At 51.6% G+C, this 25053-nt stretch carries 25 protein-coding genes; 11 read left to right on the top strand and 14 right to left on the bottom strand.

Annotation, left to right across the window (positions count from 1 at the left end; genetic code table 11):
• Positions 1–15 precede the first annotated feature (15 nt).
• From K3T82_RS49365 to pgi, 3 genes are all read right to left on the bottom strand, one after another.
• Positions 16–630, bottom strand: a complete 615-nt coding sequence (locus K3T82_RS49365) for a protein kinase domain-containing protein (RefSeq protein WP_220198498.1) — start codon at positions 628–630, stop codon at positions 16–18.
• Entirely contained in the window at positions 600–1322 is a 723-nt protein-coding gene (locus K3T82_RS49360; protein ID WP_220198497.1) for a protein kinase domain-containing protein, read from the bottom strand. The genes K3T82_RS49365 and K3T82_RS49360 overlap by 31 nt, the downstream gene beginning before the upstream one ends.
• A 206-nt stretch (positions 1323–1528) precedes the next feature.
• Positions 1529–3178: a glucose-6-phosphate isomerase gene (pgi, locus tag K3T82_RS36820; protein WP_220198496.1), complete on the bottom strand. Its 1650-nt coding sequence runs from the start codon at positions 3176–3178 to the stop codon at positions 1529–1531.
• A gap of 445 nt (positions 3179–3623) precedes the next feature.
• Between pgi and K3T82_RS36815 the strand changes: the two genes are divergently transcribed.
• Positions 3624–3968, top strand: a complete 345-nt coding sequence (locus K3T82_RS36815; RefSeq protein WP_220198495.1) for a helix-turn-helix domain-containing protein — start codon at positions 3624–3626, stop codon at positions 3966–3968.
• A 169-nt stretch (positions 3969–4137) separates the two neighbouring features.
• On the opposite strand, the gene K3T82_RS36810 is transcribed toward K3T82_RS36815, so the two are convergent.
• Both K3T82_RS36810 and K3T82_RS36805 read right to left on the bottom strand, forming a co-directional pair.
• Positions 4138–5175 (bottom strand): zinc-dependent alcohol dehydrogenase family protein, encoded by a 1038-nt coding sequence (locus K3T82_RS36810; RefSeq protein WP_420799386.1) that lies wholly within the window; start codon positions 5173–5175, stop codon positions 4138–4140.
• Between the two features lie 299 nt (positions 5176–5474).
• On the bottom strand, positions 5475–5717 hold the full coding sequence (locus K3T82_RS36805; RefSeq protein WP_220198493.1) for a hypothetical protein: 243 nt from the start codon (positions 5715–5717) through the stop codon (positions 5475–5477).
• A 313-nt stretch (positions 5718–6030) separates the two neighbouring features.
• Between K3T82_RS36805 and K3T82_RS36800 the strand changes: the two genes are divergently transcribed.
• The gene (locus K3T82_RS36800; RefSeq protein WP_220198492.1) at positions 6031–6825 is read left to right on the top strand and encodes a class I SAM-dependent methyltransferase; all 795 of its coding nucleotides are present in this window, start codon (positions 6031–6033) and stop codon (positions 6823–6825) included.
• A gap of 59 nt (positions 6826–6884) precedes the next feature.
• On the opposite strand, the gene K3T82_RS36795 is transcribed toward K3T82_RS36800, so the two are convergent.
• Positions 6885–7199 carry a hypothetical protein gene (locus K3T82_RS36795; protein WP_220198491.1) on the bottom strand — a complete coding sequence of 105 codons (315 nt, stop codon included), beginning with the start codon at positions 7197–7199 and terminating at the stop codon, positions 6885–6887.
• 669 nt (positions 7200–7868) lie between these two features.
• Here K3T82_RS36795 and K3T82_RS36790 point away from each other — a divergent pair.
• A complete protein-coding gene (locus K3T82_RS36790; protein ID WP_220198490.1) occupies positions 7869–9119 on the top strand; it encodes an MFS transporter in 1251 nt (416 codons plus the stop codon).
• A gap of 182 nt (positions 9120–9301) precedes the next feature.
• Here the strand turns inward: K3T82_RS36790 and K3T82_RS36785 are convergent, their stop codons facing one another.
• The 3 genes from K3T82_RS36785 to K3T82_RS36775 all read right to left on the bottom strand — a co-directional run bounded on the left by K3T82_RS36785 (position 9302) and on the right by K3T82_RS36775 (position 11604).
• On the bottom strand, positions 9302–9820 hold the full coding sequence (locus K3T82_RS36785) for a DoxX family protein (protein ID WP_220198489.1): 519 nt from the start codon (positions 9818–9820) through the stop codon (positions 9302–9304).
• Between the two features lie 201 nt (positions 9821–10021).
• A complete protein-coding gene (locus K3T82_RS36780; protein WP_220198488.1) occupies positions 10022–10366 on the bottom strand; it encodes an antibiotic biosynthesis monooxygenase family protein in 345 nt (114 codons plus the stop codon).
• Positions 10367–10422: 56 nt separating this feature from the next.
• Positions 10423–11604, bottom strand: a complete 1182-nt coding sequence (locus K3T82_RS36775; RefSeq protein ID WP_220198487.1) for a cytochrome P450 — start codon at positions 11602–11604, stop codon at positions 10423–10425.
• 99 nt (positions 11605–11703) lie between these two features.
• Between K3T82_RS36775 and K3T82_RS36770 the strand changes: the two genes are divergently transcribed.
• From K3T82_RS36770 to K3T82_RS36760, 3 genes are all read left to right on the top strand, one after another.
• A complete protein-coding gene (locus K3T82_RS36770; protein WP_220198486.1) occupies positions 11704–12633 on the top strand; it encodes a LysR family transcriptional regulator in 930 nt (309 codons plus the stop codon).
• 274 nt (positions 12634–12907) lie between these two features.
• Positions 12908–13744 (top strand): PhnD/SsuA/transferrin family substrate-binding protein, encoded by an 837-nt coding sequence (locus K3T82_RS36765; RefSeq protein ID WP_236031816.1) that lies wholly within the window; start codon positions 12908–12910, stop codon positions 13742–13744.
• A gap of 425 nt (positions 13745–14169) precedes the next feature.
• On the top strand, positions 14170–15078 hold the full coding sequence (locus tag K3T82_RS36760) for an aminoglycoside phosphotransferase family protein (RefSeq protein ID WP_220198484.1): 909 nt from the start codon (positions 14170–14172) through the stop codon (positions 15076–15078).
• A 40-nt stretch (positions 15079–15118) separates the two neighbouring features.
• Here the strand turns inward: K3T82_RS36760 and K3T82_RS36755 are convergent, their stop codons facing one another.
• The 4 genes from K3T82_RS36755 to K3T82_RS36740 form a co-directional block, all read right to left on the bottom strand.
• On the bottom strand, positions 15119–16117 hold the full coding sequence (locus tag K3T82_RS36755) for a universal stress protein (RefSeq protein ID WP_220198483.1): 999 nt from the start codon (positions 16115–16117) through the stop codon (positions 15119–15121).
• Between the two features lie 147 nt (positions 16118–16264).
• Positions 16265–17950, bottom strand: coding sequence for an FAD-dependent monooxygenase (locus K3T82_RS36750; RefSeq protein WP_220198482.1), 1686 nt, complete (start codon positions 17948–17950; stop codon positions 16265–16267).
• Between the two features lie 506 nt (positions 17951–18456).
• Positions 18457–18882: a nitroreductase/quinone reductase family protein gene (locus tag K3T82_RS36745; RefSeq protein WP_220198481.1), complete on the bottom strand. Its 426-nt coding sequence runs from the start codon at positions 18880–18882 to the stop codon at positions 18457–18459.
• 69 nt (positions 18883–18951) lie between these two features.
• On the bottom strand, positions 18952–19863 hold the full coding sequence (locus K3T82_RS36740; protein ID WP_220198480.1) for an SDR family oxidoreductase: 912 nt from the start codon (positions 19861–19863) through the stop codon (positions 18952–18954).
• 182 nt (positions 19864–20045) lie between these two features.
• Here K3T82_RS36740 and K3T82_RS36735 point away from each other — a divergent pair, with 182 nt between their 5' ends.
• The 5 genes from K3T82_RS36735 (at position 20046) to K3T82_RS36715 (ending at position 23970) form a co-directional block, all read left to right on the top strand.
• On the top strand, positions 20046–20675 hold the full coding sequence (locus K3T82_RS36735) for a TetR/AcrR family transcriptional regulator (protein WP_220198479.1): 630 nt from the start codon (positions 20046–20048) through the stop codon (positions 20673–20675).
• Between the two features lie 284 nt (positions 20676–20959).
• Entirely contained in the window at positions 20960–21391 is a 432-nt protein-coding gene (locus K3T82_RS36730; protein ID WP_220198478.1) for an SRPBCC domain-containing protein, read from the top strand.
• A gap of 185 nt (positions 21392–21576) precedes the next feature.
• Positions 21577–22023, top strand: coding sequence for a coiled-coil domain-containing protein (locus K3T82_RS36725; protein WP_220198477.1), 447 nt, complete (start codon positions 21577–21579; stop codon positions 22021–22023).
• A 312-nt stretch (positions 22024–22335) separates the two neighbouring features.
• Positions 22336–22671, top strand: a complete 336-nt coding sequence (locus K3T82_RS36720; protein WP_338001102.1) for a class I SAM-dependent methyltransferase — start codon at positions 22336–22338, stop codon at positions 22669–22671.
• A gap of 168 nt (positions 22672–22839) precedes the next feature.
• Positions 22840–23970 (top strand): RNA-guided endonuclease InsQ/TnpB family protein, encoded by a 1131-nt coding sequence (locus K3T82_RS36715; RefSeq protein ID WP_220198475.1) that lies wholly within the window; start codon positions 22840–22842, stop codon positions 23968–23970.
• 191 nt (positions 23971–24161) lie between these two features.
• Here K3T82_RS36715 and K3T82_RS36710 read toward each other — a convergent pair whose 3' ends face one another.
• Complete coding sequence (locus tag K3T82_RS36710; protein ID WP_220198474.1) at positions 24162–25031, bottom strand: MurR/RpiR family transcriptional regulator; 870 nt, start codon at positions 25029–25031, stop codon at positions 24162–24164.
• Positions 25032–25053 lie beyond the last annotated feature (22 nt).

Below are 25053 nucleotides of genomic sequence, written 5' to 3'. Positions count from 1 at the left end.
CTCCCAATGGCGAATTTAAGAATGTGTGAATAACATCATAAACAACATCATTGGCAATGTGCCAATGAGCATACCAAGCCACCAGTAACGCCTTAATCCCTTTGGCGTTTCCATAGGTTGTTTGCGCATTTTGCTGATGAGCATTTCAACACTTTTCGCGATAGGTAAAGCTAACAGGCCCACCCATATCAGACCTTTGAAGTATGTTGTAAATGGTATGAAGAGGCTATAGATAAAGCCAAAAACTGCCCCTGATAGAAAGATATTTATTGGGCGATACTGAAGAGATGTTAAGTATTCTTTGACTCGCGACATGGTGGCAGGGCGTCTCGCTGCATCTGCCGAGAGCATTTTAGCAAGTAGTTTGCGAAGTTTGCGGGATGGTCCATTGGGATTACGTGAAGGTTCGCCGCTGCTTAGTTCTAGTGGCTCGCGACCTGTGACCAGGGTTTGCAATGTCGCGCCCAGGCTGTAAATGTCTGAGCGCTGGTTGGTCTGAGCTCGTCCGTATTGTTCGGGTGGAGCATAGCCGGGCGATCCAAGTGGTATTGTGTCTTTTGCCTTGCCACGCGTGAAGGTGCGTGCTATACCGAAATCAATCAGGAAGAATTTGTGGTCAGGGGTAAGCATGATATTGGAGGGTTTGAGGTCACGGAAAATGATCGGTGGAGTGTTGATATACAGGGGGTCAGGATATCCGTGATCTCTATACCCAGCTTGATAACCTCTTTTTCGTCGAGGTAACCATTCGGCGTGTTTTGCAAATATGTCTCCAATGTCTGACCCTCAATATATTGTGTGATGAGATACCAGTTTTGAGTGTCAGCCAGATGCCCATAATAGGCTGGTATGCCAGGTATATCTTTGAGGCGTTGTAGAATTGCGACCTCGCGGTTGAATGTCTCAGTGGCGTCAATGATTTGGCTAGAAGTGAGCTGGTTGAGTTGGATGCGTTTTATCGCTACCAGACTATTTTTGCCGCGCGATTGTTGATCCACAGCCCGATAGACAGTGGAAAAGCCCCCTTGTCCTACCTTCTCCTGTATCTGATAGCGTCCCGCAAGAATACTACCCGGCTGAAAATCACACTCAGGGGATTGAGATAGGATCGTGGGTGCGCTCTGCTTATCCTGAGCCAGGAGAACGCGAGGAGGAACTATTTGAGCGGGAGGTGGCGTGGTAATAATGGAAGCGATTGGCGTTGGAATGGGTTCACTGGGCTCAGGTGTAAGTGGGTGCTGGCAAGAGGAGCAGTGGCTAGCTTCCGATTTGTTGGCTAAACCACATGCTTCACAGAAGATCATCAGGGATGATTGTTGCATATATTTCCTATTTTGTTTTGTCGCTATAGAGCCAGTATTCTCGAAATTTGTGCGGGAACTCAACAATAATATAGCTGAAAATCGCTTAACTGTGAAGGGGATTGAGTGGCACGAAAGTGGGCGAGTGTGATAGATTATCCATCACACTCGCCCACTTTCGTTAGATGCAATGACGGGAAATCGTCGTTGAGCCTGTCTTAACTGGCCTATGCATGATTTTTGTGCTGACGATAGCGCTGGATGAGTTGGTTGGTGGAGCTGTCGTGTTTGAGCTCGGGCTCCTGCTCACTCTGGAGCTCGGGAATGATGCGCTTAGCTAGAACTTTACCGAGTTCTACGCCCCACTGGTCGAAGGAGTCGATGTTCCAGACGGTTCCCTGGACAAAGACCTTATGCTCATAGAGCGCGATGATCTTACCAAGAGCTTCGGGCGTCAGGCGCTCGGCGAAGATGGTGTTCGATGGGCGGTTTCCCTTACAGACACGGTGAGGTATCTGGTACTCGGGGCTGCCCTCGGCTTTGAGCTCTTCGGCGGTCTTGCCAAAGGCTAGAGCTTCCGCTTGCGCGATCATGTTGGCGATCAAGAGATCATGATGAGGCGGAAGAATGTTCAGCGATTGGTAGAAGCCAATGAAATCGCAGGGGATGAGTTTGGTTCCCTGGTGGATAAGCTGGTAAAAGGCATGTTGACCATTGGTGCCTGGCTGGCCCCAGATAATTGGTCCTGTCTGGTAATTCACGTCTTGTCCAGCTTCATTCACGTGCTTGCCGTTGCTCTCCATGTCAAGCTGTTGCAGGTATGCACTGAGCTTCTTCAGGTACTGCTCGTAAGGGAGCACTGCGACTGTCTGTGCGCCGAAGAAGTTATTGTACCAGATGCCGATAAGGCCCAGGAGAACGGGAAGGTTGCGCTCGAAGGGAGCAGTGCGGAAGTGCTCATCCATCTCATGGAAGCCAGCGAGCATTCTGCGGAAGTTCTCTGGTCCGATGGCGATCATTAGTGAGAGGCCAATAGCGGAATCATAGGAATAGCGTCCTCCGACCCAGTCCCAGAAGCCAAACATGTTCGCGGTATCAATGCCGAACTTTTGAACTTCTTCGGCGTTGGTGGAGACCGCGACGAAGTGGCGAGCGATGGCTGTCTCGTCCTTGAGCGCTTTCAATGTCCAGGCGCGTGCTGTGCGCGCGTTGGTCATGGTCTCGATAGTCGTAAAAGTCTTCGAGGACACAATGAAAAGTGTCTCTTCGGGATTGAGGTCGCGCGTGGCTTCCGCGAAATGTGTTCCGTCCACGTTGGAGACAAAGCGGACGTTCAGGTCGCGGTCGCTGTAGTAGCGAAGAGCCTGGTAGGCCATGTCCGGGCCGAGATCGGAGCCGCCGATACCAATGTTAATGATATTGCGGATACGTTTACCAGTATAGCCCTTCCATTCACCACTCCGGACACGGTCGGAGAAGGCGCTCATCTTGTCCAGAACCTCATGAACCTCGGGGACGACGTTCTGACCGTCAACGAGGATGGTCTGGTCTTTGGGCGCGCGTAGTGCGACGTGCAGGACGGCTCTCTGTTCGGTAATGTTGATCTTCTCGCCGCCGAACATCGCGTCAATACGCTCGCGAAGACCTACCTCCTGGGCAAGCTTCTGTAAGAGGGCAAGTGTCTCGCTGGTGACGCGGTTCTTTGAATAGTCGTAGTAAAGCCCAACAGCTTCAGTTGTGAAACGTTCGCCGCGTGTCGCGTCCTCCGCGAATAAGGTGCGTAGTTCGATATCTTTTGTCTTCTGGTAGTGCTCCTCAAGCGCCTTCCAGCTTTCAAGCTGGGTGAGGGGCGTACGGCTTGTACCAGTAGTAGCCATGCTAAAAATCTCCTCTAGGAAATGTCTTTATGTTTGTCATTTTAAGTATATCAGGAGTGGCGGGATATACTCATCCAGGAATGGGATAGCCGATGCAATCGGCGTATATAGCTTATTGTATCTCACGCACAAGGGTGATGGGGAGGGGAGGGTCTTGCTGTCATATCTGTGGTTTAAATGGAGTCGTTATAAATAATGGGGGGCTGCGATATAGCAGATGTAATAGAATGTCGTGATAAGGGCATATAGGCCATTTGGTATCTAAGTGTGACATTGTTATTGCATTTATGGAATAATAGATTATTAATACTCTTTTAGAGCATACCTCTACTTCAGATATTTGTCCGCGTGGTTTTCTGAGAAAACTCTTGTCACTTTGCGGCTAATGCTATGCGCTCAGGTTTTCGTAAGGAATATGTCTTCTCTATGGAAGGAGATTATCTACATGGCAATTTCCCATCGCTTATTTGCTCCGGTAGAGATTCACGAACAAACAGCGATAGGAGTACGGGATGTGCAGTGGGACACCAGACGACATTGTATCGCCATTGATGGTTCGCAGATAATGCTTACTGCGACGGAGTATCGCTTGCTCTTTCCCTTGCGTTATGGTCAGCCAGTGACCTATGCGGATCTGGCGCGGATGGCCTATGAATACAAGATCGATGACAAGGTACGAATGATGATGGATAAGCATATCGATCGAATTCGAGGTAAGCTCAGAGGGACTGGTATTTACGTTTATTGTGTCCTCAATTATGGATATTTACTGCTTCCTGAGAACTCATAGCGGTATGCTGTAGAAAAGGTCGCGCTTTGGGAAACAAAGGCGCGGCCCTTTCTGCATTTAATGATCTGTGGCTTATCGCGGAGGACAGATCAATTAAGGTCCCTGTGCAGGTTTAAGCCATCCATATGTAAGCACGGATTTTTAACCTGCTCAGAGGCCGCTCAGATGATTACTCCCAGACTATGGCGACCTTGCCAGTCTTGCCACTATCAAAGAGCTCATAGGCTTCTCGGGCTTGGGCAAGCGGGAAGCGATGTGTGACCATAACCTCAGGGTGGAGTTGCCAGCGAACAAGTTTCTCTACTAGCTCTTCCATCTGGGGCAGGCTACATACCCAGGAACCATAGAGCGAGAGTTGTTTATGGATGAGTAGTGGGCTTGGTTCAAACGAGACAGTTCCACCCTCGCCAACATAGACCACGCGCCCCCATTCACGGGCCAGTTCCAGGCACATATGGCGTGCGTTGGCGTTACCTGAGCAGTCTATGGCGACTTCAAAGCCGTGACCGCCTGTATATGCGCGCAAAGTGGTAACTGCGTCCTGGTCTGTGGGAGAGACAATATCCATAATCCCAAGTTTTCGCGCAAGTTCAATGCGTTCAGGGATGGCTTCAACTCCCACAACCCGCGCTCCCATGGCCTTGCAGAGTAGCGCTGCGCCCACTCCTACAGGACCGAGGCCAGTGATGAGCACAACATCACGACCTGAGACATTCGCGCGCAGGCTAGCGGCATAGGCGGTCCCGATTCCACAGGCGACCATCGCGCCATCCAGGTAGGTGAGTTCGTCAGGGAGCGCGACGAGAGTTCGCTCGTCCGCGAGCATGAATTCGGCGTGCCCACCATCGCGCTGCCAGCCGTGGGCGGCTCTCCCTTCGCCCTCGCAACTGATCATCCACCCGCCTCGGCATGCCTGGCATTGCCCACACCCACAGATGTGGTAGACGATCACGCGATCACCTTCATGGAAACGATGTGTGCCCGGTCCAACCTGCTCTATGATACCGCATGGCTCATGCCCTGCGATAACTCCGCGATATGCTTCGGGACCGCTCCCCTGCTCTGTAGGACGGTAGATGGCGCGCAGGTCGCTGCCACAGAGCGATGAGGCTTTCATACGAATGAGGACTTGCCCATGTCCTGGTTCTGGTATGGGATATTCGCGGAACTCAAGCTGGCGATTACCCGGTAATACCACCCCTGTCATGCTTGCCATATGCACAAAACTCCTTCGTTTCTTCAAATACTACAACTTGTGTAAGGATCAGTGGGTGCTCTTACACAAGTTATATTGTCTAACAATAGAGCGAAAGACACAAATAGTAAGTTCCAAACAACATATGCAAACAACGTTTGCATAACGGTTCAGGAGATTGAACTCAGGCGAATGTATTGCAAGGCGCAGGTTGATAGGAGAGGCCAACCTTTGGGGGGCTTTACAAGGGATGATAAAAGAGCGAGCGGGCGAGCCAGTCGCTGCTGGCCTGCCTGCTCGCTGCCCTTGCCTTACTCTTTTCCGAGGATGGAGTCTACGACCTTCTTCAGGGCTTCCTCCAGCTTCGTGTCGGTGACGCTCTCCAGGGAGGCGGTGACCTCGACGGTCACTCCGAAGGTCCCGCGCTGGAAGGTGATGCTCACCATCCAGCCGAATCGCTCCTCGAAGGCGGCGATGATCTCTCTTTCCTTGGCCACCAGAGAGCTCTTCGCCTCTTTGGTGGTAGAGGCGACGCTGTACTTGGCTGTTGTCATGAGTCTCCTCATGGGGAGTAGGGATGGGACAGGATGCATTGATCTTCGATGAAGGATCAATCATTCGCGGGTTCTTTAAGCGTGGCGCCTCAATCCTCCGCGACCAAGGGTTGCGATCTGGTCAGGGCGCTCGGCATCTCCCAGGTGGAACCAGACCTATAGGAGATAGATTTTGCAAAAGACATCATACTCGATCCGGGCGGAGATTGCTAGTTTTGCTTCTGTATTTGTTATCTGTGGGGGGCGTATGCTGGAAGGGAAGGGATAAGTCGGCTGTTGTGCTAATTGGTAGCAATAGAGAGTGAGAATGTGTATGTCAGATATGATTAATCAAAACTATCTGCTCAATGATCAGTATAAGGATGCCTCGAACTTTTCGTTGCGTCTACACGCGTTGAGGCGGATGGGCGCGATGCAGCGTTCCTGGTACCGCTGGATCTTTGATCATATAGAGCTTGCTTCAGATGGAGCGGTTTTAGAGCTAGGATGTGGGCCGGGCTTCCTCTGGTTGGAGAATATAGAGCGTGTGCCATCGACCTGGAGGGTGACGCTTTCAGATTTCTCGTCTGGTATGTTGCAGGATGCGCGTACAAATCTTGGCGAGAAAGCTCAAGACTTTACGTTCGAGGTAATTGACGCTCAAGCTATACCCTATCCTGATGCTTACTTTGATGTCATCATCGCCAACGCCATGCTTTATCATGTCCCCGATCTCGCTCGTGCGCTCGCGGAGGTTAGCCGTGTGCTCAAGCCAGGAGGACGCTTCTACGCGACCAGCATTGGTGATACTGCCGTGTTGAGCCTGAGCCAATTGATGCATCAGATTATTCCTGATTCATGGCTGAGTTCATCCCTTGGTTTTAGTATCGAGAATGGGAAAGAACAGATTGCACGCTGGTTTTCACGTGTCGAGCTTGATCGCGTTGAGAAACACATGACGGTTGGTGATCGGGAGACTCTCATGGAGTTGGCTCGTTCGGGTTTGAGTAAGGAGGATCAGCAGGACCCGGCGAAGCTTCTCCCGGTGGAGGAAGCCATCGATCAGCTTCTAGCACGCCAGGGCAAAATCCATTTCAATATGGATTTTGGTTTGTTTAGCGCGAGGTAGCTTGATGTTTGGGCGGCTTGATTGCCAGAAGTCGCCCAATTATACTTAGTAAATTGGGGTCATTTGGCGGTATAGGTCGCTATTCCCGCGATGATGATGAGATAATTCACCAGGCAAAGGAAGACCATGATGCCCAGCCTTGCCCAGGCCTTGCGGAAGCGGAGCCAGTAGCAAGCCGCGATTAATGCCACAGTCGTGATGATGAAATGAGGTATCTCTACATACCAGTAAAAGGAGACATGGAAGGTAAAGGAAAGGAAGTCAATCAGGCACAGGACTGCCAGAAATAGATAGGCATAGCTTTCGGCACGGCTACGTGGGGTCTGCGTGGTTTTTATTTCGGTTGGTTCGAGCGTCTGGATTTCTTTAGGCAACTCTCTATCCCTCTCTTTGCTCAAGATTTCTCATTTCTCTCAACTATAGTCGAAAGCAAGCCCAAATGCCAGTAGTTCTTTGGTTTACTTTGCGTGCTCTCAATGTGAAGAGCATGCGGGGGAGACATTTCGATGGCAGGAGCTTGTTAAGAAAAGTATTCGCCAACGCCGCCGCTAAGGCGGCGAAGCTAGCCGCCTTATGCTTCCAGCTCAGGCTGAGTGTATGTTGCGCGACATCTGAGCATCTCAGGCGGCTGTGCCCAGGCAAATGAATGGTTTGCTGTATGCTCTTGACGAGTAGGAAGAGTATATGTTATCTTCGGTTTATGAATAACGCAGCGGAAATCATTATCTTCATGGAGGTTGTGGCCGCATAAGCGCGTCAGTGCCAGGCTTATGCGGCGGAAATAAAGGCGTAGCAGAGAGAATACGAGTGCGTGTCCGGTTCGTTTAATTATCACGCCGGATAGCGTAGCGGGTGTTCTATTTACTATGCGAATATGTTTTCTCCTCTCCTCTTCGCGATGGTCTTTCTTCCTTACCGCAATGCTGGTGGTGTCACGCTATGGGGCACCGCTGGTCCTTCATTATGCTTCTGTTGTGATTCCTGGTGGTGCTCCTCTCCTACGACCATTGTTTTCTTCTCGATTTGAATGGAGCACCCTATTTATGCAAACCATACAGTCTGACAAGGCTACTCAGCCTCGTTCGCAACCTCGACCCTTCTGGCGCAATGCCTCGTATCTTCTGCTCGTGGGTGGGCAAGGAGCCTCTGCATTCGGATCTTATACCAGCGACTTCGCGTTGCCGCTCCTGACATTAGCGATAACAGGATCAGCCGTTCAGGCTGGCTTAGTTATCTCTATACGTAGCCTAGTGATGAATCTCTTGAGCCTGCTTGCGGGGGCTTTCGCTGACCGCTGGAATCGCAAGCGGCTAATGATCGGGTGTGAGTGGGGAAGCGCACTGGTGACTTTCAGCATTCCCCTGGCATGGTGGCTAGGGCATCTGACGCTGCTTCACCTCTGCGTGGCCGCGACACTTCAAGGGGCATTCTTTGTCTTCTATCAGATGGCTGAGAGTTCCGCGCTACGGCATGTCGTGCCGAGTGAGCAGATTTCGTCTGCCAGTGGGCAGAACGAGGTTATCAATTCAGTAGCCCTGATGGTGGGACCCCTCTTCGGTGGTTTCTTATATAATGTTAGCCCGATGCTACCCTTTGTCATAGACACGTTATCGTTCGCGCTATCCGCCCTCTCGCTGGCGCTCATTCGTGCTAATTTTCAGAATGAGGGGCATGGTATGTCAGCTTCGGGTATCTTGCGAGATATCAAAGATGGGTTGACATGGCTCTGGAAGGAGCCTTTGGTACGCTTTCTGGGTATCCTCACGGCGGGCCTGATGGTGCCATGCGCAGGGTACTCGCTCTTGATGGTTGTGTTGGCTCAGGGAATGCGAGCTGACACCGTAACGACGGGATACATCTTCGCGGCAGGCGGTTTAGGGAGCATCCTGGGAGCGCTTCTGTCCGCGCCCTTGCAGAGATGGTTAGGATTTACGCGCTTGATAACGTTGTCTGCGTGGGTTTGGGCTTTGATGTGGCTCATGTATATTGTCGCGCCCAATCCGCTGGTGCTGATGGTATTGAACTGCCTGGGGTATGCCGTCGTGCCAATCTACATGGTGGCGCAGTATAGCTATCGTGTGACGCGTATACCAGACGAGCTTCAGGGGCGTGTCAATAGTATTTTCCGTATCGTAGCATTTGGGGGTCAACCTCTGGGTATCGCTGCGACGGGCGCGCTTTTACAGTACACAGGCCCTTCTGCAACGATCCTGATTACTTTCCTGCCTCAACTGGCTGTCGCTATCGCGGCAAGCTTTAATCGTGCGCTCCGTCAGGCGCGAACGGACGTGTAACACTTAGTATAAGAAGAGAATCTGCGTTATATGCAGGCGCGGTGCTTATGTCTGCGCTATGTATGCACCCAGGACGCCGCTGCTCAAGCGAAGTGGTTGCATATGTGAAGCATGAAATAAAAAGGCCCCTCCCCGTACTAGTTCGGGGAGGGGTCACAATGAGGAAGGCAGACGTGAAAATCTTATGCTGCCTGCTGCTTTTCCTTTGCAGCGCTCGTCTGGTTACTGATAGCGCGGCCCACAAGGTCAACAATGATGGAGAGTACAATCAGGCTCCAGAAAATGAATGTGGGAAGCGTGAAACCAAGCAGGGCGTCGATAGAGTAACTGCCGGGGCCAATCAGACCAACAGCCAGGGCGACAATCGCCAAGACCAAGGGGTATTCATAGCCGCCATTCTGGCTCCAGAGGCCCGCTTTCCAGTGCATTTTGATAACAGCCATAAGCATGCTGGCGAAGATTGCAGCCGCTCCCAGTGGAGTCAGCAGGCCAAGCAGGAAGAGCAGACCACCTATAATTTCGCCTGAGACACCGAGCAAAACCCAAAATCCAGCGGGCTTGAAGCCTATCGATTTGAGGAAGCCAACTGTTCCAGCGAAACCACCTCCCCCGAACCAGCCAAAAGCCTTCTGTGAGCCGTGCCCAATTAAAAGTAGACCAACTACAATACGGATGATAAGCAGTCCAAGTGATAGTTCCATGCAAGTTCTGTCTTTCTAGAAATCCCCATATCGATCACTGGTATGGTTGATGTGAGTCTGGGAGCTCTTCTAGCTCTCACTACATTTACTAACAATATGTTAGAAACTTCTATTCCGTTGGTGGAATAATAACACATCTTGCTTTCCTTTGTCAACCTACTATATTTATGTTAGTTTCTGTGGCAGGGAGACATGGAACATTTAATGATGGAATTCCTGGCTATCCAAAGGGGCTTGTTCGCGCTCAAACATGCCATAATCCCGAACAATGCTGGCGATTCTGAGTCGATAGTCCTGGAAAAGAGTCGCACGTCCCCTGGCTTGTGCTGAGCGATGTTCTTCTCGTTGACGCCATTCTTGAATCGCTTTTTCATCTCGCCAGAAGGAGAGTGAGAGGATTTTGCCAGGAGTGCTAAGGCTTTCAAAACGCTCTATTGAGAGAAAGCCGTCGATTTCGCTAAGTTGTGGTTTCAAGTGGGCAGCAATATCGAGGTACGTTTGTTTGTGCTCATCCTTAGGGCAAACTTCGAATATTACAGCAATCATAGATCTTGACTCCTTCTTAGTGTGTATTGGCGTTACAGAAATGGTTTTGCCGCTCTTTATTTGCCGTCTGGTGGTACGAGAAGCGCGATGCGAGCGTTAGCGGAGGGGCGATAAGTAACATTGCAGGTAAGATGTTCAGGTGCAAATCCCGCTGCTAGCAAGCGCCTGATGCCTGACTGTGCTATTATCGCGGCAAGTGTTTGTCCTGGACAGATATGAGGGCCTGCGCCAAAGGTAAACATGCGCCGCTGATCTCTGATAGCCTCAAAACGTTCAGAGTGCGGGTTGATATCTGGATCGCGGTTCGCGGCGGCTAGCACAACAAGCACTGTATCACCCACTTGCATCTTCTGCCCTGCTATATATCCATCCTGCGCGAGAAAACGACGTGTATTCTGAATGGGAGGATCATAACGAAGCACCTCTTCAATAATAAGACTGAGATATGTGGGATTAGATCGTACCTGCTCATAAGCATGGTGATGGGTTGCCAGTGCAACAATCGTATTTCCGATCAAGCCAGCCGTCGCCTCGTAGGCTTGGGATAGGAAACCTATACTGTTAGCAACGATGGTGTCCCGGTCCTCGCATCTGATGTCCTGCGCCTGTAATTTCAGGGCCATGAGAAGGTTTGAACTTGCTCTATCTGTATGAGTCTGCAAGAGAGTGTGAAAGAGATCAAACAAATGACCAGCCGCGAGCTTGCCTCGCTCGATTTGCTCTGTACTGCTCGCGGGTGCGATGCAACGTACAAAATCACTAACCCACAGCGCTGTGTGATATAGCTTGTCCTGGGGAATGCCAAGAAGGCTCGCGATGACATAGACTGGCAGATTGAAGGCAAAACCTTGTATTGAACGAGATTCCTGGTGCTCGCGCAAAAGAAAATCGGCCCATATGTCGCATTGCTCTGTTACTGAGCGCGCGTCGAGTGAGTGTAGCGCGCAGGTTATAGCTTGCTTGAATGGGCAATGGGCCTCACCATCATTCATACGCACAAGATGACGAAATATGGAGGCGGCGGGTGATCCGAGCAGCGCGCTAGGAACTGGTTCCGCCAGAGGGCGCACCCGGCAGATTGTGCTTGTTAGGACTGCGGACACGGCGTTAGCACTGGATGCGACCCAGAGACCAGATGTTGTGTCACGATATATGGGGCGATGCTCGACCAGGTGCGCGTAGTAGGGATAGGGATTGCTATGAGTTACAGCCGTAAGTGGATCAGAAGGTATGGACATGGATGATTCTCTCCTTTTGTAGGTTGAAAGCGCTCATTTATGGCGTAAGGCAAGTATAGAGGTCAATATCCTCATATGTCTAATAGATAGAGTTTATCTTTGCCATCAGCTATAATGATGGCTATGGAACTTAGTGAGATTGAAGCATTTGTTACCATTAACCGGGTTGGAGGCTTCACCCGAGCGGCAGAACTTTTGCACTTATCGCAACCGGCAGTCAGCCGGAGAATCGAGCTGCTGGAACGCGAGCTAGGAGCTCCTCTTTTTGAGCGACTCCCCGGTGGAATTCGGCTCAGCGAGGCTGGACGAGCGTTTCTGCCACACGCACAACAAATTTTGGCAGGGGTAGAGGACGGAAGGGCAGCCGTACGCGCGCTTGAAGAGGATGAAGCGGGAAGTATTACGCTAGCGCTGGTGGGAACGCTTGCCAGCACCCAACTGACGACACATCTGCAAACCTTTCATAGAGCATATCCGCGAGTGCATTTAAAGCTGCGCACCGCGCGAAGTGACGAGGTCAGTACGCTGGTGCAACAGGGGGACGCGCAACTAGGCCTAAGATATTTTGTTGATCCAAGACCGGATATCCGTTCGGTACTTGCCATAAATGAGCCTTTGCTGGTCGTCAGTGCCGCTCAATCGCGTTTCTTCGCTGAAGAGCCTGGCGAGCCTGCGGCTTTGCACAGCGTTCCCTGGGTTACCTTTCCTCTCAATGTGGGTTCATCCGGCGAGCCATTCGCGCGTGTCCTCGAACGTCAATTGGTGCTCCATGAATTAGATGCCGCTGAAAGAATCGTAATTGATAGTTTGACGGCCCAGAAACGCCTCATTGAGGCAGATTTTGGGATTGGGTTATTGCCTGAAAGCAGTGTTGAAGAGGAATTACGCCTGGGAACAGTGCGAATATTGCCTATAGCCAAATTGCAAACGCTTGTGCCTGTGATGGTTATTTATCGTCGCCAGGCATATCTCAGTCGCGCGGCTCGTTCGCTATTGGCGACATTGGCTCCAGAGGCTAATGTATCCTAAATGAAAAGTATCTTTCGTGACTGTCCGGGGATTGTCAGAACATTCCTGCCTAAGAGACTGGTCGCGCTTGTGAGGCTCATTTACTGGAGTATGTGAAGCGAGTCAGTGCGGACATGAGGAACGAATCAAAATCCCCGCGAGATTGGAGAGCGTGCCTTGACATAAAATGTGAGCACATCCTATACTCAAAGTGGTTGACCTTATAACTAATGATTGTGTTAGTTTGTGAGGGCAAGGTTCGCCCTTTGCGCCAGGAAGGGGACATACAGTGAGTATGCAAAGCCCAACCCTTATCTTTGAGACCTTCCTAGACCCCTCTTATTTCAAACCGTATCAGTACATCGTGGAGTATATTGAACGTAGTGTAAGGGTTCCTACTCTGCTTCTCAATGGGGAGGCATTGGAAGACTTTTCTGCAGGTTCTGCTGATATTGGTGTAGTAAGCGCGCCCCACTTCTTACAATTGTTAAGCCAGCCTTCGCGCCCGGTGGAGGCAATCGCGGCACCCTTGTTCCTGGGCGCGAGGGAGCTTGATCTTTCCTTCTTCGATATTATTGTACATCATGATAGCCCATATCATTGTGTCGAGGAACTATATCGCTGCATCTGGGCCTGTCATGCCCGAGCAATGCGTTCCGCGAACCGCCCCCTCAAGAGAAACGATATCCCTATGATCAGTATTCGTGAGATAAAGGAGACGACAACACAGGCTCAGGCTCTGCGCTTGATCCTGAAACGGGAGGTAGATGCCACCTCTATCGATTCCTTACTCTTCAATCTGGTCATTCATAACAGCCCGAATATAGCTGCACGCGTGCGAAGCCTGGGGTGTTATAGCCTTTCGACAAGTCCGATTGTAGTGGTTGCTAGCCATGTTTCAGAGCAACTCAAAACGCAGGTGCAGGAGGCATTACTTTGTGCGCACCACCATGCTCATCTGTCTCCGCATTTGCAAGATGCGCAGGTGGAGCGCTTTCTCCCACTTACAAATATCTACAATCGACGTGAGCACCGTTGGGTATGTCAGGCAACTCATAAGCAGAGGGCTATTGCGGATGGGAGGCCGACGTTGATGAAGCGCGTGACGACTTATGGCGTTGGAGGGCTTTAGTTGAGCGGTTAGCTTCACTGCTATATCGTTCCTCTCTGGCTTAGTTTGTGCTACCAGATATCCAGGTCTTTCAGGTGACTGCATTTGGGTGTTATGAATAGCGTACCCATACAGCGTATAGGGGCGTTTAGAGCGCTGTGGCTTGCTTTTGGTCCTGATTTCGGTTACCTTATGCGTAAGAGTATTGTTTTGCCAGAGAGTTCTAGATCATGTACCAACATTATTGACGTTGTTCCACATCCACCTGTCAATATGATCACTCCTCGCTTAAGCGCGTAAATACGCTTGAGGCATTTCCTCTTGTTTACGTCATCGATCACATTTACCCTTCCAACATTCAGCACCTGGGCCGTGCTCCACCTCCTTGTGCTCATAACAAGAATTTCCCTATCATGAGCAATGTTAGATTTTCTATGGAGAATGATATGTTTGTAATTCCACTGAAATTTAAAAGTTTTATGCAGGACATACATGGAGAAGATGGAGCAGCGTGGTTGGAGCGCCTTCCCGCTATCCTGGCGGCCTGTGCTGAGCGCTGGGATTTAGAGATCGAAGCCCCTTTTGCCAATCTTTCATTTCATTACGTGACACGCGCACGTCGGCGCAGCGACAACATGCCAGTAGTACTCAAAGCTTGCTCTCCCACAAATGAGTTTGTCCTTGAGTCCAGTGCCATTGCCCATTTTGAGGGACATGGTATGGTGCGTCTGCTGGATACTTTTCCTGAGCATGAGGTGATGCTGCTGGAATATATCACACCTGGAGAATTGCTTATTCAGATGGAAGATGATGAGGAGGCGACCCGACAGGCAGCAGGTGTGATGCGTCGACTCTGGCGACCTGTACCTGAGAGGCATAAATTCCCAAGTGTGATCGATTGGGGAAAGGGCTTTCAGCGTTTGCATGCGCATTATAGTGATGGTTATGGTCCCTTCCCACGTCGAATGTTGGACGAGGCCGAACGCACCTTCATGGATTTGCTAGCCTCGATGGATACGCCTGTGCTGCTACATGGTGATCTACACCATGAGAACATACTCCAAAGTGAACGGGAGTTGTGGCTGGCGATTGATCCTAAAGGCGTAATTGGTGAACCAGCTTACGAAGTAGGGGCACTGTTGCGAAATCCGCTACCGGGGCTTCTTCGACGGTCTGACCCGAGGCGCGTCCAGGAGCGGCGAGTGGCTATCCTGAGCGAGGAATTGGGCATTGACCGTGAGCGCGTGCGTGGCTGGGGCTTCTCACAGGCTGTGCTCTCGGTATGGTGGAGCGTCGAGGATTCGGGTGATTACTCGCAAGACACAATGGCCTGCGCTGAATTGTTAGCGGAATAGATGGTCGACCGGGGAGCAAACGCTCCCCGGTTCTGGTTATTCACTCACCCATATGTGCCGGGCGCACGATCAACAAGGGAAGTTCAGACGATTTGATGACGCGATCTGTCGTGCTACCAACTGCCCAGCGTTGAAGCCCGCCTCGCCCATGAGTCGCCAACGCAAGCACACCATACTCTTCATTCGTGTCTTCCCCCAGACCAATCCCCTCAGTAGCCGCGTGAATCAGTGTCTCTGCGACGTCGTGGCCTTGCTCAAGTGACCATGTAACGTCCAGGTGAGGTGTCTGGCCCGCTTTCTGGTCGTCTTTTTGCGTGATCTTACTCACAACTCCATTGAGATAATGGCTGGTCTCAGTGCGATAACGCGCAATTGCTCCACGCTCCTGTTGTGTTAATGTGCCCTGATGTGGTAGACGTAACACTTCTAGCAGATGGAGGCGTCCGGGACCGCCAATCGCGAGAGCCTGGGCCAAAGTGGTGGCGGGCTCAAGTACGGCCTCTGCGAAGGTTGAGCCGTCTAGCGCGACCAGAATGGGGACCATGCTCACATTGCTTGAAGTCTGGACGGAGATCAATCTGGCTTGCTCCTGGCGTAGAACCAGAACCGGGCAGTTGCTGTGGCGTGTAACCTTCATCGCGACGCTACCCAACGTTCCTGATTTGAAGCCGTTATGACCATGACCACTCATCACCATCAAATCGACGTGTTGTTGCTCAGTTGCCTCAAGTATGGTCTGAGCTTCAGCGCCATTGAGGACCAGAGGTTCGACTTGGATGCCTGCCAGTTCCGGCATTTGCTGAACGATGTCTAGGTAATTGCGTGCTTTATCTTGCTCTTCGTTGAGGACTTGATCGATCAGAATTGGAGTTTGCGCGATATAGGACTCGAACAGGTAGAAGCCGTACTCTTTGGGCACGTTTGCTACGCGGAGCAAGATCAGAGTTGCTCCGCAGCCGTGAGCGATGAGAGCCGCCACAGGAATAGCTTGTTCAGAGCGTGTTGAGCCGTCCAGGGGCACAAGGATGCGCTGAAACATGGGTCCTCTCCTCCATATAGGTGAAGCGTTTCTACCACAGAGGACAACCTACAAAGATCTGACGAACGAATATAATGGTTTGCTGAGGCGACGCCGCTATTGCGATGTGGTTATGCCTGGGCTGCTTATTACTAATGCGCATTGTTGTTAGCGTTTGCGCAGTAGGGCGCGACTGAAGATATTAGCCGGTTGTGGCTGTCCTACGGTAAAGATATTATTAAGATAGGATTGGAACGGTTTAAGCTCGATGGAGTGGTCGAGGTAGGCGATATAGCCATCAGGCCGTATTAGTACCAGCCCGTTATTGGCGATCCCGTATGTGGCATAGATTGCCTCGTGAGCATCGTAGATGGCACGTGTTCTACCCGAGTCTTTAATCCCTGGTTGGCGAGGAAGGATCAAGTACGCATCGATCAGGTCTCGGTACTTTTGCTTGATAAGGGTATCAAGCTTACCCCATATCTCTAAGTCCTGGTCAGGCTGTTGGCGATTTGTGAAGACGAGCAGGACATGGTGTGTACTGCGACAGAGTACGTACAATCTCATGGGTGTGTTACCCAGGAGTATATGGATGTCGGGTGCGCGTTCGCCTGCCTGTCGCCTCTCGCCCTCTTGAAGAGGGCTATATAGAGATTTGGGTTGTTGGTCGTGTACAATAGGACTGTGTTTGTATGCGATCTGTACCTGAGAGATAGTATTGGCGAGCTGTTTGCGAATGAAATTGTTATTTGAGAGCAGCGGAGCGACATGGTCACGTACCCGCGAGGGGAGGGAATCGTGTGCCAGGACGAGACGAGAGATGAGTTCTGTCCCTCGAAGGAGCTTGCGCCCAACATGCTCGCGTTCAACTTCGTAGCTATCCAGTACACGAGGAGAAACCTCATGTTTGCATGTCAGAGCCAATTTCCAAGCCAGATTAAAGGCATCCTGAATTCCGGTATTCATTCCCTGGCCCGCGATAGGCGAATGGATGTGGCAGGCGTCCCCTGCCAAAAAGACTGAGCCCTGGCGATAATGGCGTACCTTGCGCTGACTGACCTGAAAGCGTGAGGACCAGAGCATATCGCGAACGCGTGCCTCCTTCAGCCCACTGCGCTCAAGAGCGTACTGTATCTCCTCCTGTGTTACAATCCCTTCCGGCGCGGTCCCGGCCTTGTAGGCGACAATAATGCGATGCAGACTATCAGGGAGGGGGAAGCAGCCGACAAATTCACCATTCTGCAAAAAGAAGGTAGCCTGTTGAGGGGGCATATACCAATCCAGGTAGATATCAGCGAGCGCGAAGGATTGCTCGAATTTCACGCCCACGAAATCCATGCCCAGCAGATGGCGTACAGAGCTATGGGGACCATCGCATCCAACGAGCCAACGCGTGTATAGCTGCTCTTCCTGACCATCAGCGTATTGGAGAAGGACTTCGACACCATCATTGACCTGCCGTAAGCCTGCAAGCGTCACCTCACGCTCAACTTCGAGCCCTTGCCGCAAGAGATGTTCGCTAAGGATGTGCTCGGTCTCCGTCTGTGGCAATGAGAGCATAAAAGGGTAGCGGCTAGGGATGGAGCGGGTATCGACATGAGCAATACAGCGATGATGGCTATAGACGCTTAGGCGCTTGATCTTGATCCCGCGTGCCAGAAAGCTATCGACAATACCCATCTTCTCGAAGAGTTCCAAAGTGCGAGCATGGATGCTGAGGGCCTTCGACTCCCGTGATCCCTGTGGCAGGCGATCAATAATACGGCATTGCACCCCATTGCGTGCTAGTTCACTTGCCATGACGAGCCCGGTAGGGCCAGCGCCCACCACCAGCGCATCCGTATCATAGTCCATAGCTAACAGGCTCTCTTTCTTTGAACTGTTTGTACACTCTCCCTACGTTACTATACATGCCTGGACATAGTCGCAAGCTTGTAGAGGTCGAGTGGTACATGATAGCGAGCAGAGTAGCATAGTCGTGAGCCATGAGCCTGCTTGAGATTGTTAAGGTGCGATGTGTACTGGCGCGAGCGTTTAGCTTTGGCGTTGAGCTCGCCGACGTTGAGCGTGGTTCAATTTGGGTTTAATTCTGGATATGTTGGGTGCTATGGGCCGGCTCTCCTTGCCATTCCAGAAGGGTGACACCGCTACGTCATCTTGCGCATCCACTAAAGTGTGATCGCTAGCGACATTATCCAGGCTAAAGGCTGTGTCAGAATCCATTAAAGTGTGATCGTTAACGTTATCATTATCATTTGACGTAGGCGAGAAAGTGCCTGCGCGCTGACACAAAACATAGTTTTGTAGCAGGCCATTCATCTACTTGTCATACAAGTAGATGAATGGCCTGCTAGTTACTTTTACTTTTTGCGTTCCAGCAAGATAGCGGGAACGCTGCGTGTCATCTTCTCTTTAAGTTCAGCGAGAGCGGGTATCTTCTGGACCTGGATCTCTCCGAGTCGGTCTCTTTCCGCGCTATCGACGACGATGGCTCTGGCTTCGAATTTCTCCGCACCGAGTTCGACCATCACATCAGGGTACGCGACCAGATTGTGGTACCAGCCGGGATTGGTTGGAGCGCCTCTATTACCCGCGAAAATGTAGATGTCACCACCTTCGGACAGGTATACTAGCGGACGAGTATGGAGCTTTCCACTTTTAGCTCCCTTTGTAGTTAGCAGGAGTAAAGGTGCGCCAGCGAGTTGACCGCCGACATTGCCCCCGTTAGCGCGGAACTCTTTAACGATCTGACGATCCCAATCGTTCACATCTTGTATTTCTGTCATATATGCTCTCCTTTTGTATAGAATTTTATGCGTAGATGAGACTTCGCTGTTGAGCAGCCTGCTTTAATATCACATCTTGTTAGAGAAGTAGTGCCCCTGATCGAGATCCGTGAGTAGTCCTGGTTGCGCAGGACGCCACCCAAGCCTCTCGCGTGTCAGCGTGCTCAGCGTTGGATTGTCAGCTAATGCAGCGTTCCCCAGCCAGCCAAAGTGCTCATTAGCTTCCTCTGGAGCTATGGAGACTACTGGGAGATTGAGGTGCTGACCGATTATTTCAGCAATAGAACGGAATGGCACACTTTCGTCTGCGACTCCGTGTAGTACTGATCCCGCTGGTGCCTTCTCCAGAGCCAGGCGGAAGAGGCGAGCAGCATCAAGACGATGCACCGCAGGCCAGCGATTGGACCCGTCGCCGATGTAGCCAGAAGCACCCTTTGTACGTGCAACGTTGATAAGGGTCGAAACAAAACCTTTATCACCTTCGCCATGGACCGATGGAGATAAGCGCACGACTGATGAGCGCACGCCACGCTTCGCCAGCGCGATTGCCGCATTCTCCGATACGACTCGGGGCGCGACTACACCGGCATCGGCGACGTCCTCCTCTGTACCGAAGCGTCCTAGCGAGAGAAAGAATGTAAGCATCAATGTGCCAGAGGTAATCACGAATGGTTTGCCAGAACCCTCGAGTACCGCTCCGATAGTCTCGACGGCGCGCAGGTCGGTTTGCGCTGCATGCTGGTAGTTCGAGAAGTCGTGGATAAACGCGAGATGAATCACGCCATCCGATGCGGCGGCCCCGCTTCGTAGGCTGTCAAGATCGTCAAGTGAGCCATGTTGTACTTCTGCTCCAGCAGCGAAAAGCTTCTCCACAGCTGCGTCGGAGCGTGCGAGACCAAGAACCTGATGCCCCGCTTCGATCAACTCTTGGACAAGGGCCGAGCCGATAAAGCCTGTCGCGCCTGTAACAAACACTCTCATATGCAAATCCTCCAGTAGATTAGGGTAGGGGTGGTGGTATGACCGCACTATTTTCTGTCTAATAGAGCAACAGGTTGTTGCAAAGGCATCAACTTGTTACAATTGAGAGTGTAGCCTGTACTGGGAGTACCGGGCAAGCATCAAATCTTATCTCTTGTTACATATGCAACACAGGGGGAGAAATGTCGCACGAAGAACAGCCAGACTTGCGTGTTCGGCGCACGCATCAATTCTTGCAGGAAGCAATGATTGAACTGATTACGGAGAAAGAGTTTGGAGCTATCACGGTGGGCGATATTGCCGAACGCGCCATGATCAACCGAGCCACGTTTTACCGCCATTATCAAGACAAATACGACCTGGTGGCAAAGATCTTTGAAGAAACAGCCAATCATCTGATGGAGAATATGAGCCTCCTCCACAAAAAAACTCATAAACTCTCTGTGGAGAATCCGGCTCAGATCTGGATAAAGATTTTTGAGCATGTCGCTGAACATACTCAATTGTACAGAGCGATGCTGGGGAAAAATGGGAGCCCCTGGTTTGCCGACAGAATGCGTGAACACATCATAAAACTTCTTATTGAGTACAACAGGCAATGGAAACAACCAGGACCACGGGTTGATCCAGCTATGCCCTCTGAATTGCCAGTCACACAACTCTCACATGTCCTGATTGGCACCATCGTATGGTGGCTGGAAAGTGAGAAGCTCTATACTCCCATGCAGATCGCAACATGGTTTCATCGCTTTGTGTTTTATGGATATCTCTTCGCGCTCGGCTATGACATTACTACTCCAGATCAAGTATGAATTTTGTATTCTGAGAATCGTTGGAGGTAGTTCAGGCTTTTGCGGGTCCTGACTACACGGTTCCGGTTTTTGAGCCAGAGGCGCGACTGTTACTCTCGAAAGTGGAGCCGCTCGCGCATCATTATGAGGTCAAAGCCACTCCATAGTAAGAACATATTTACCCTGTATTGTGTAAATGGCACGTGTCGGGAGGTAGAGAATAAGAGTTTAGGATCGATACTTTCCTCAATTAGTGATAGACTCAAGTTAATTGTAGGGATTTCATTGATGAAAAAGGAGCTTGAATGGGTAGCCGTATTACCACATCGAAAGTACGAATAAATGCTTCCGCCTCTCGGGTATGGAAGGCAATTACAGAACCGGAACAAGTGAGGCAGTGGCAGTATGGGGCGGAGGTTATAACAGACTGGCAAGTGGGAAGCCCGATAGTCTTTCGCAATGAATGGGAAAATACAGTCTTTGAACAAAAGGGAAAGATCCTTGAAATCGAACCAGGAAAGATGGCGAAATACACCCTCTTCTTTCCACATCCAGGTATGGAGGATAAGCCAGAAAACTATTTTACCATGAGCTATCTACTAGAGGAATCTGAAGGCCAGACAATGCTCACCATTATTCAGGATGACCCGCGCGAGCAGATGCAAGAGCAAGAGCCACTTGAGGAGAGTGAGGAGAATAGCGTCCTGGATGGGCTGAAAAAGCTAATCGAGGGATAGAATTTTTGGCTACACGCCCTTGTATATAAGTATAAATGGCTATTAATCCTGCTTTCCTGAGTTGAATGTGTTATAGTCATTGAATTAAGTAAAGATCTCTACTGGCGCATTAGTAGTAGCCTTGTGGGGATAACGATTTTACCAGTATCTTTCCTTATACCTTCGACCCTAAGGGGACGATCGCAATGTGGTCCACCATTCTGATGTTGGCCTGCCTTGTCGCCACGTTCGGCCTGGGGCTCTTCTTCGGTCGAGAGTACTTTACCGGCGAGCTAATCACACGCAAAGCTGAGCTCGAGTCTGAACTCTCTTCGGTGAAGAAGCGCAACTCCGAGCTGGAGGGACGCGAGGCCGAGTGGCAGCGTGCCTTCTCCCGGCTGAAGAAGCGTCTCACCACACAGTCCAACGAGAACGACCGGCTGACGTCCGAGAACGGCCGCCACGTGCGGGCCGCGAAGGCGCATGACTCGGAGGTTCGCGCTCTGAAGGATGAGATCGCTGCTCTACAGCAGCAGCTCGCCGAAGGAGCAGCAAACTACGAGGCCCTGGAGGACAGGGCTGCCGAGGACTACGCGCTGGGACGCAGGCCCCGCCGGCCTTCTCGCCGCAGGGCGACGACCTCACGGAGGTGAGTACTGACAAGATCGACGCGTGTGTGGAGGCCCTCCCTGGGCCTCTCCCGCACCGCTTTTACATGAAACCTCATCGATCTCCCCCTTCTCTCTTCGTTGTAATGTTTTTCCTTCATGAACTATCCAGTTTCCCATCGAGCGCGGCCTAATCCTCATCCTCGTTGGGATCGTTTTAACGTTTATGTATATGCTCAAAGTTGACTTCTGGGCAGTGGTTGGGGGAAGTTTCTAATTTGTTACCAAAGAGGTTGAGACACCCAATATTGGTTGCCTCGGGTTTGATACTCGGACGAACCTCGATAAAAGGGATGCTTGGAGAGAGCCAAGTCTTCGAAAAACTATTCAATAGTCGTGACCCGGCATCTGGGGATGCAGGAACTTGCCGACGTTGACCAGTTCGACGCCATTGTGTGTATAGATGCTCTGGAAAATGTCTTTCCAGAGGATTGGCCGCGCATATTGGCGAACTTTGCGCGAGCGCTGCATGCTCGCAGTCATGTCTATTTGACGGTGGAGATTGCTAGCGAGGAAGAACTGCGCACCGCTTACGCGGCGGCCCACGAACTTCAATTACCTCTGGTCTATGGCGAGTATGCACATGAAGGCTATTATCACTACTATCCAACCGACGGGCAAGTGCGCGCCTGAGTTGCCGAGGCTGGCTTCTCCCTGCTCCGAACAGGCGAGGACTATAGTTAGTTTTCTATTCTCAAGACAGGAAGTGACAAAGAAGGAGATGTATCTCCCACTCTTGCCAAAGCCGTGGTTATCTGGTATATTTGTTCTACTCTCAGCACCGAGGAGGAAGAGCAACCGATGGTCCGTGGGTATCGGGGAGAACTTGATCTCAATAATCGACAAAAGACACTCTGCCGCAAACATGCCGGGGCGGCTCGCTGGGCGTACAACTTTGGTCTTCGCCGCAAACAAGAGGCCTACAAGGCAGGAGCGAAATCACCCACCGCCATCGATCTGCATCGCGAGATCAATGCCCTCAAACCCTCTCTCCCATGGACATACGAGGTCAGCAAGTGCGCCTTTCAGGAAGGACTCCGCGATCTGGACCAGGCCTTCAAACACTTCTTCCGCAAATGTCGGCTCAAGAAAGAGGGGATGTGGAAAGGGAAATGTGGCTACCCACGATTCAAAAGCCGGAAGAAAGCCATCGGTGGCGCCCGCTTCACTGGGCGTATTCGGGTGTCTCCTGATGCCATCCAGTTGCCTCGTTTGGGGGTGCTCCGACTCAAAGAGCATGGCTATTTCCCTTTGAACAGCAAGATCAGCAGTGCCACCATCCATGAGCAAGCAGGCAGGTGGTTTGTCTCGATCTGTGTCCACGAGGAAGCGAAAGACCCCCAGCCAGCCACAGGTGACGTCATTGGTGTTGACCTTGGCGTGAAAACCCTGGCAACCCTCTCTGATGGACGGACCTTCGAAAATCCCAGGGCGCTGCGCAAGAAGATCACGGCACTCAAGCGAGCCTCACGACGTCAGAGCCGCAAGGCCAAAGGATCACGCAATCGCCAGAAAGCCAAGCTGCGCCTCTCGCGGATGCATGCCCGGATCGCCAACGTACGCAAAGATGCTTTGCACCAAGCGACCGCTCAGATCGTGGCGAGAACCAAGCCCGATGCCGAGCGGCCGCGTGTGATCGTCCTCGAAGATTTGCACATTGCAGGCATGCTCAAGAACCGCAGGTTATCTCGAGCGATTGCGGATGTGGGCATGTACGAGTTCAAGCGGCAGATCCTTTACAAAGCCGAACAGGCAGGGGTGAAGGTGCTGCTGGCCTCGCGCTGGGAACCCTCCTCAAAAACCTGTTCGTGGTGTGGCTGGGTCAATGAAATGCTGACGCTTTCGGATCGGGTCTTTGTCTGTCTGGAGTGTGGAAACGTCCAGGATCGAGATGCCAACGCTGCCAACAATCTCGCAGCATTGGCACAATGAACATAGCGTACCGCAAGTTCTGCGGGAAGTGACGCCTGTGGAGCAGGTGTAAGACAAGCGAAAGGCTTGCTGTCTGCGCTGAAGCAGGAACCGAATGCTGAGTATGGCTTGTCCATATTTGGGTCAATTTCGGAGAACGGTGATGGCTACTGGCATTATCTGTTAGGCAAGCAATCGTGAGAGTAGCAGGTTCAAAGAAAGTGATTGGTGAGGGTAGCTGTTGAGCGCTCGAGGGTATCCAGGGCACGTTCAGGGCGGCGCAAGGCGACGGCAACGTAGAGAGCGTCGATAACGCTAAGGTGCGCGATGCGGCTGGCTTGAGCCTCAGTGCGGAAGGTCGTCTCACGCGCCGCCGTAATCAAGGAGATATCAGCATATTCGCTGATCGAGGTGTGCATATGACTGCTGAGGAGGATACAGAACGCGCCACTCTGGCGTGCGCTCCGAAGTGCGTTCAGGGTTTCACGTGTGGTGCCCGAATGCGAGATGGCGAATGCGACTGAGTTCGGTGGTAAAAGCGTGGCTGAAACAGCTTGCATAGCTGGATCGGTGACTACGGTCGCGGGCAGGCCGACGCGCAGGAAGCGATAGTAGGCATCGAGAATGATGGGCATTGACGAGCCAATGCCATAAAACTCGATGCGCTCGGCATTCAAGAGCGCGTCAACCGCCCGCTCGAAAAGCTTCTCATCGAGTACTGCTAGCGTGTCAGTGATTGCCTGGATGTCCGATTGCAGGACCTTCTGTATGATGGCGCTGGTGCTGTCCTCCGGTTGGATGTCTTCATGGATCTTTTCGAGCGGGGGAGCGCTCACAGCAGCAAGGGCGAGTTTGAGGTCCCGTAGGCCATGATATCCAAGCGTGCGGCAACAGCGCACAATGGTAGCTTCGCTGACCTGGATTTGTTGCGCAAGTGCCTGCACCGAGAGGCGCATCATTTCATCGGGATGCTGCTCGATATAGTGCGCGACGCGCTGCTCGGCCTCTGTGAGTGTCTGGGAGGCTGCGCGCAGGCGAGCCTGGACACCTTTAGGGACGAAGGAGCGTTCTTGCTGCTGCATAACTGGTTGCACCTTTCCTGCT

It is taken from the genome of Ktedonospora formicarum (assembly GCF_016587355.1).
GTDB lineage: Bacteria > Chloroflexota > Ktedonobacteria > Ktedonobacterales > Ktedonobacteraceae > Ktedonobacter > Ktedonobacter formicarum.
The sequence above is the reverse complement of the archived record's forward strand: the minus strand, read 5'-3'. Positions and strand labels throughout refer to the sequence as shown.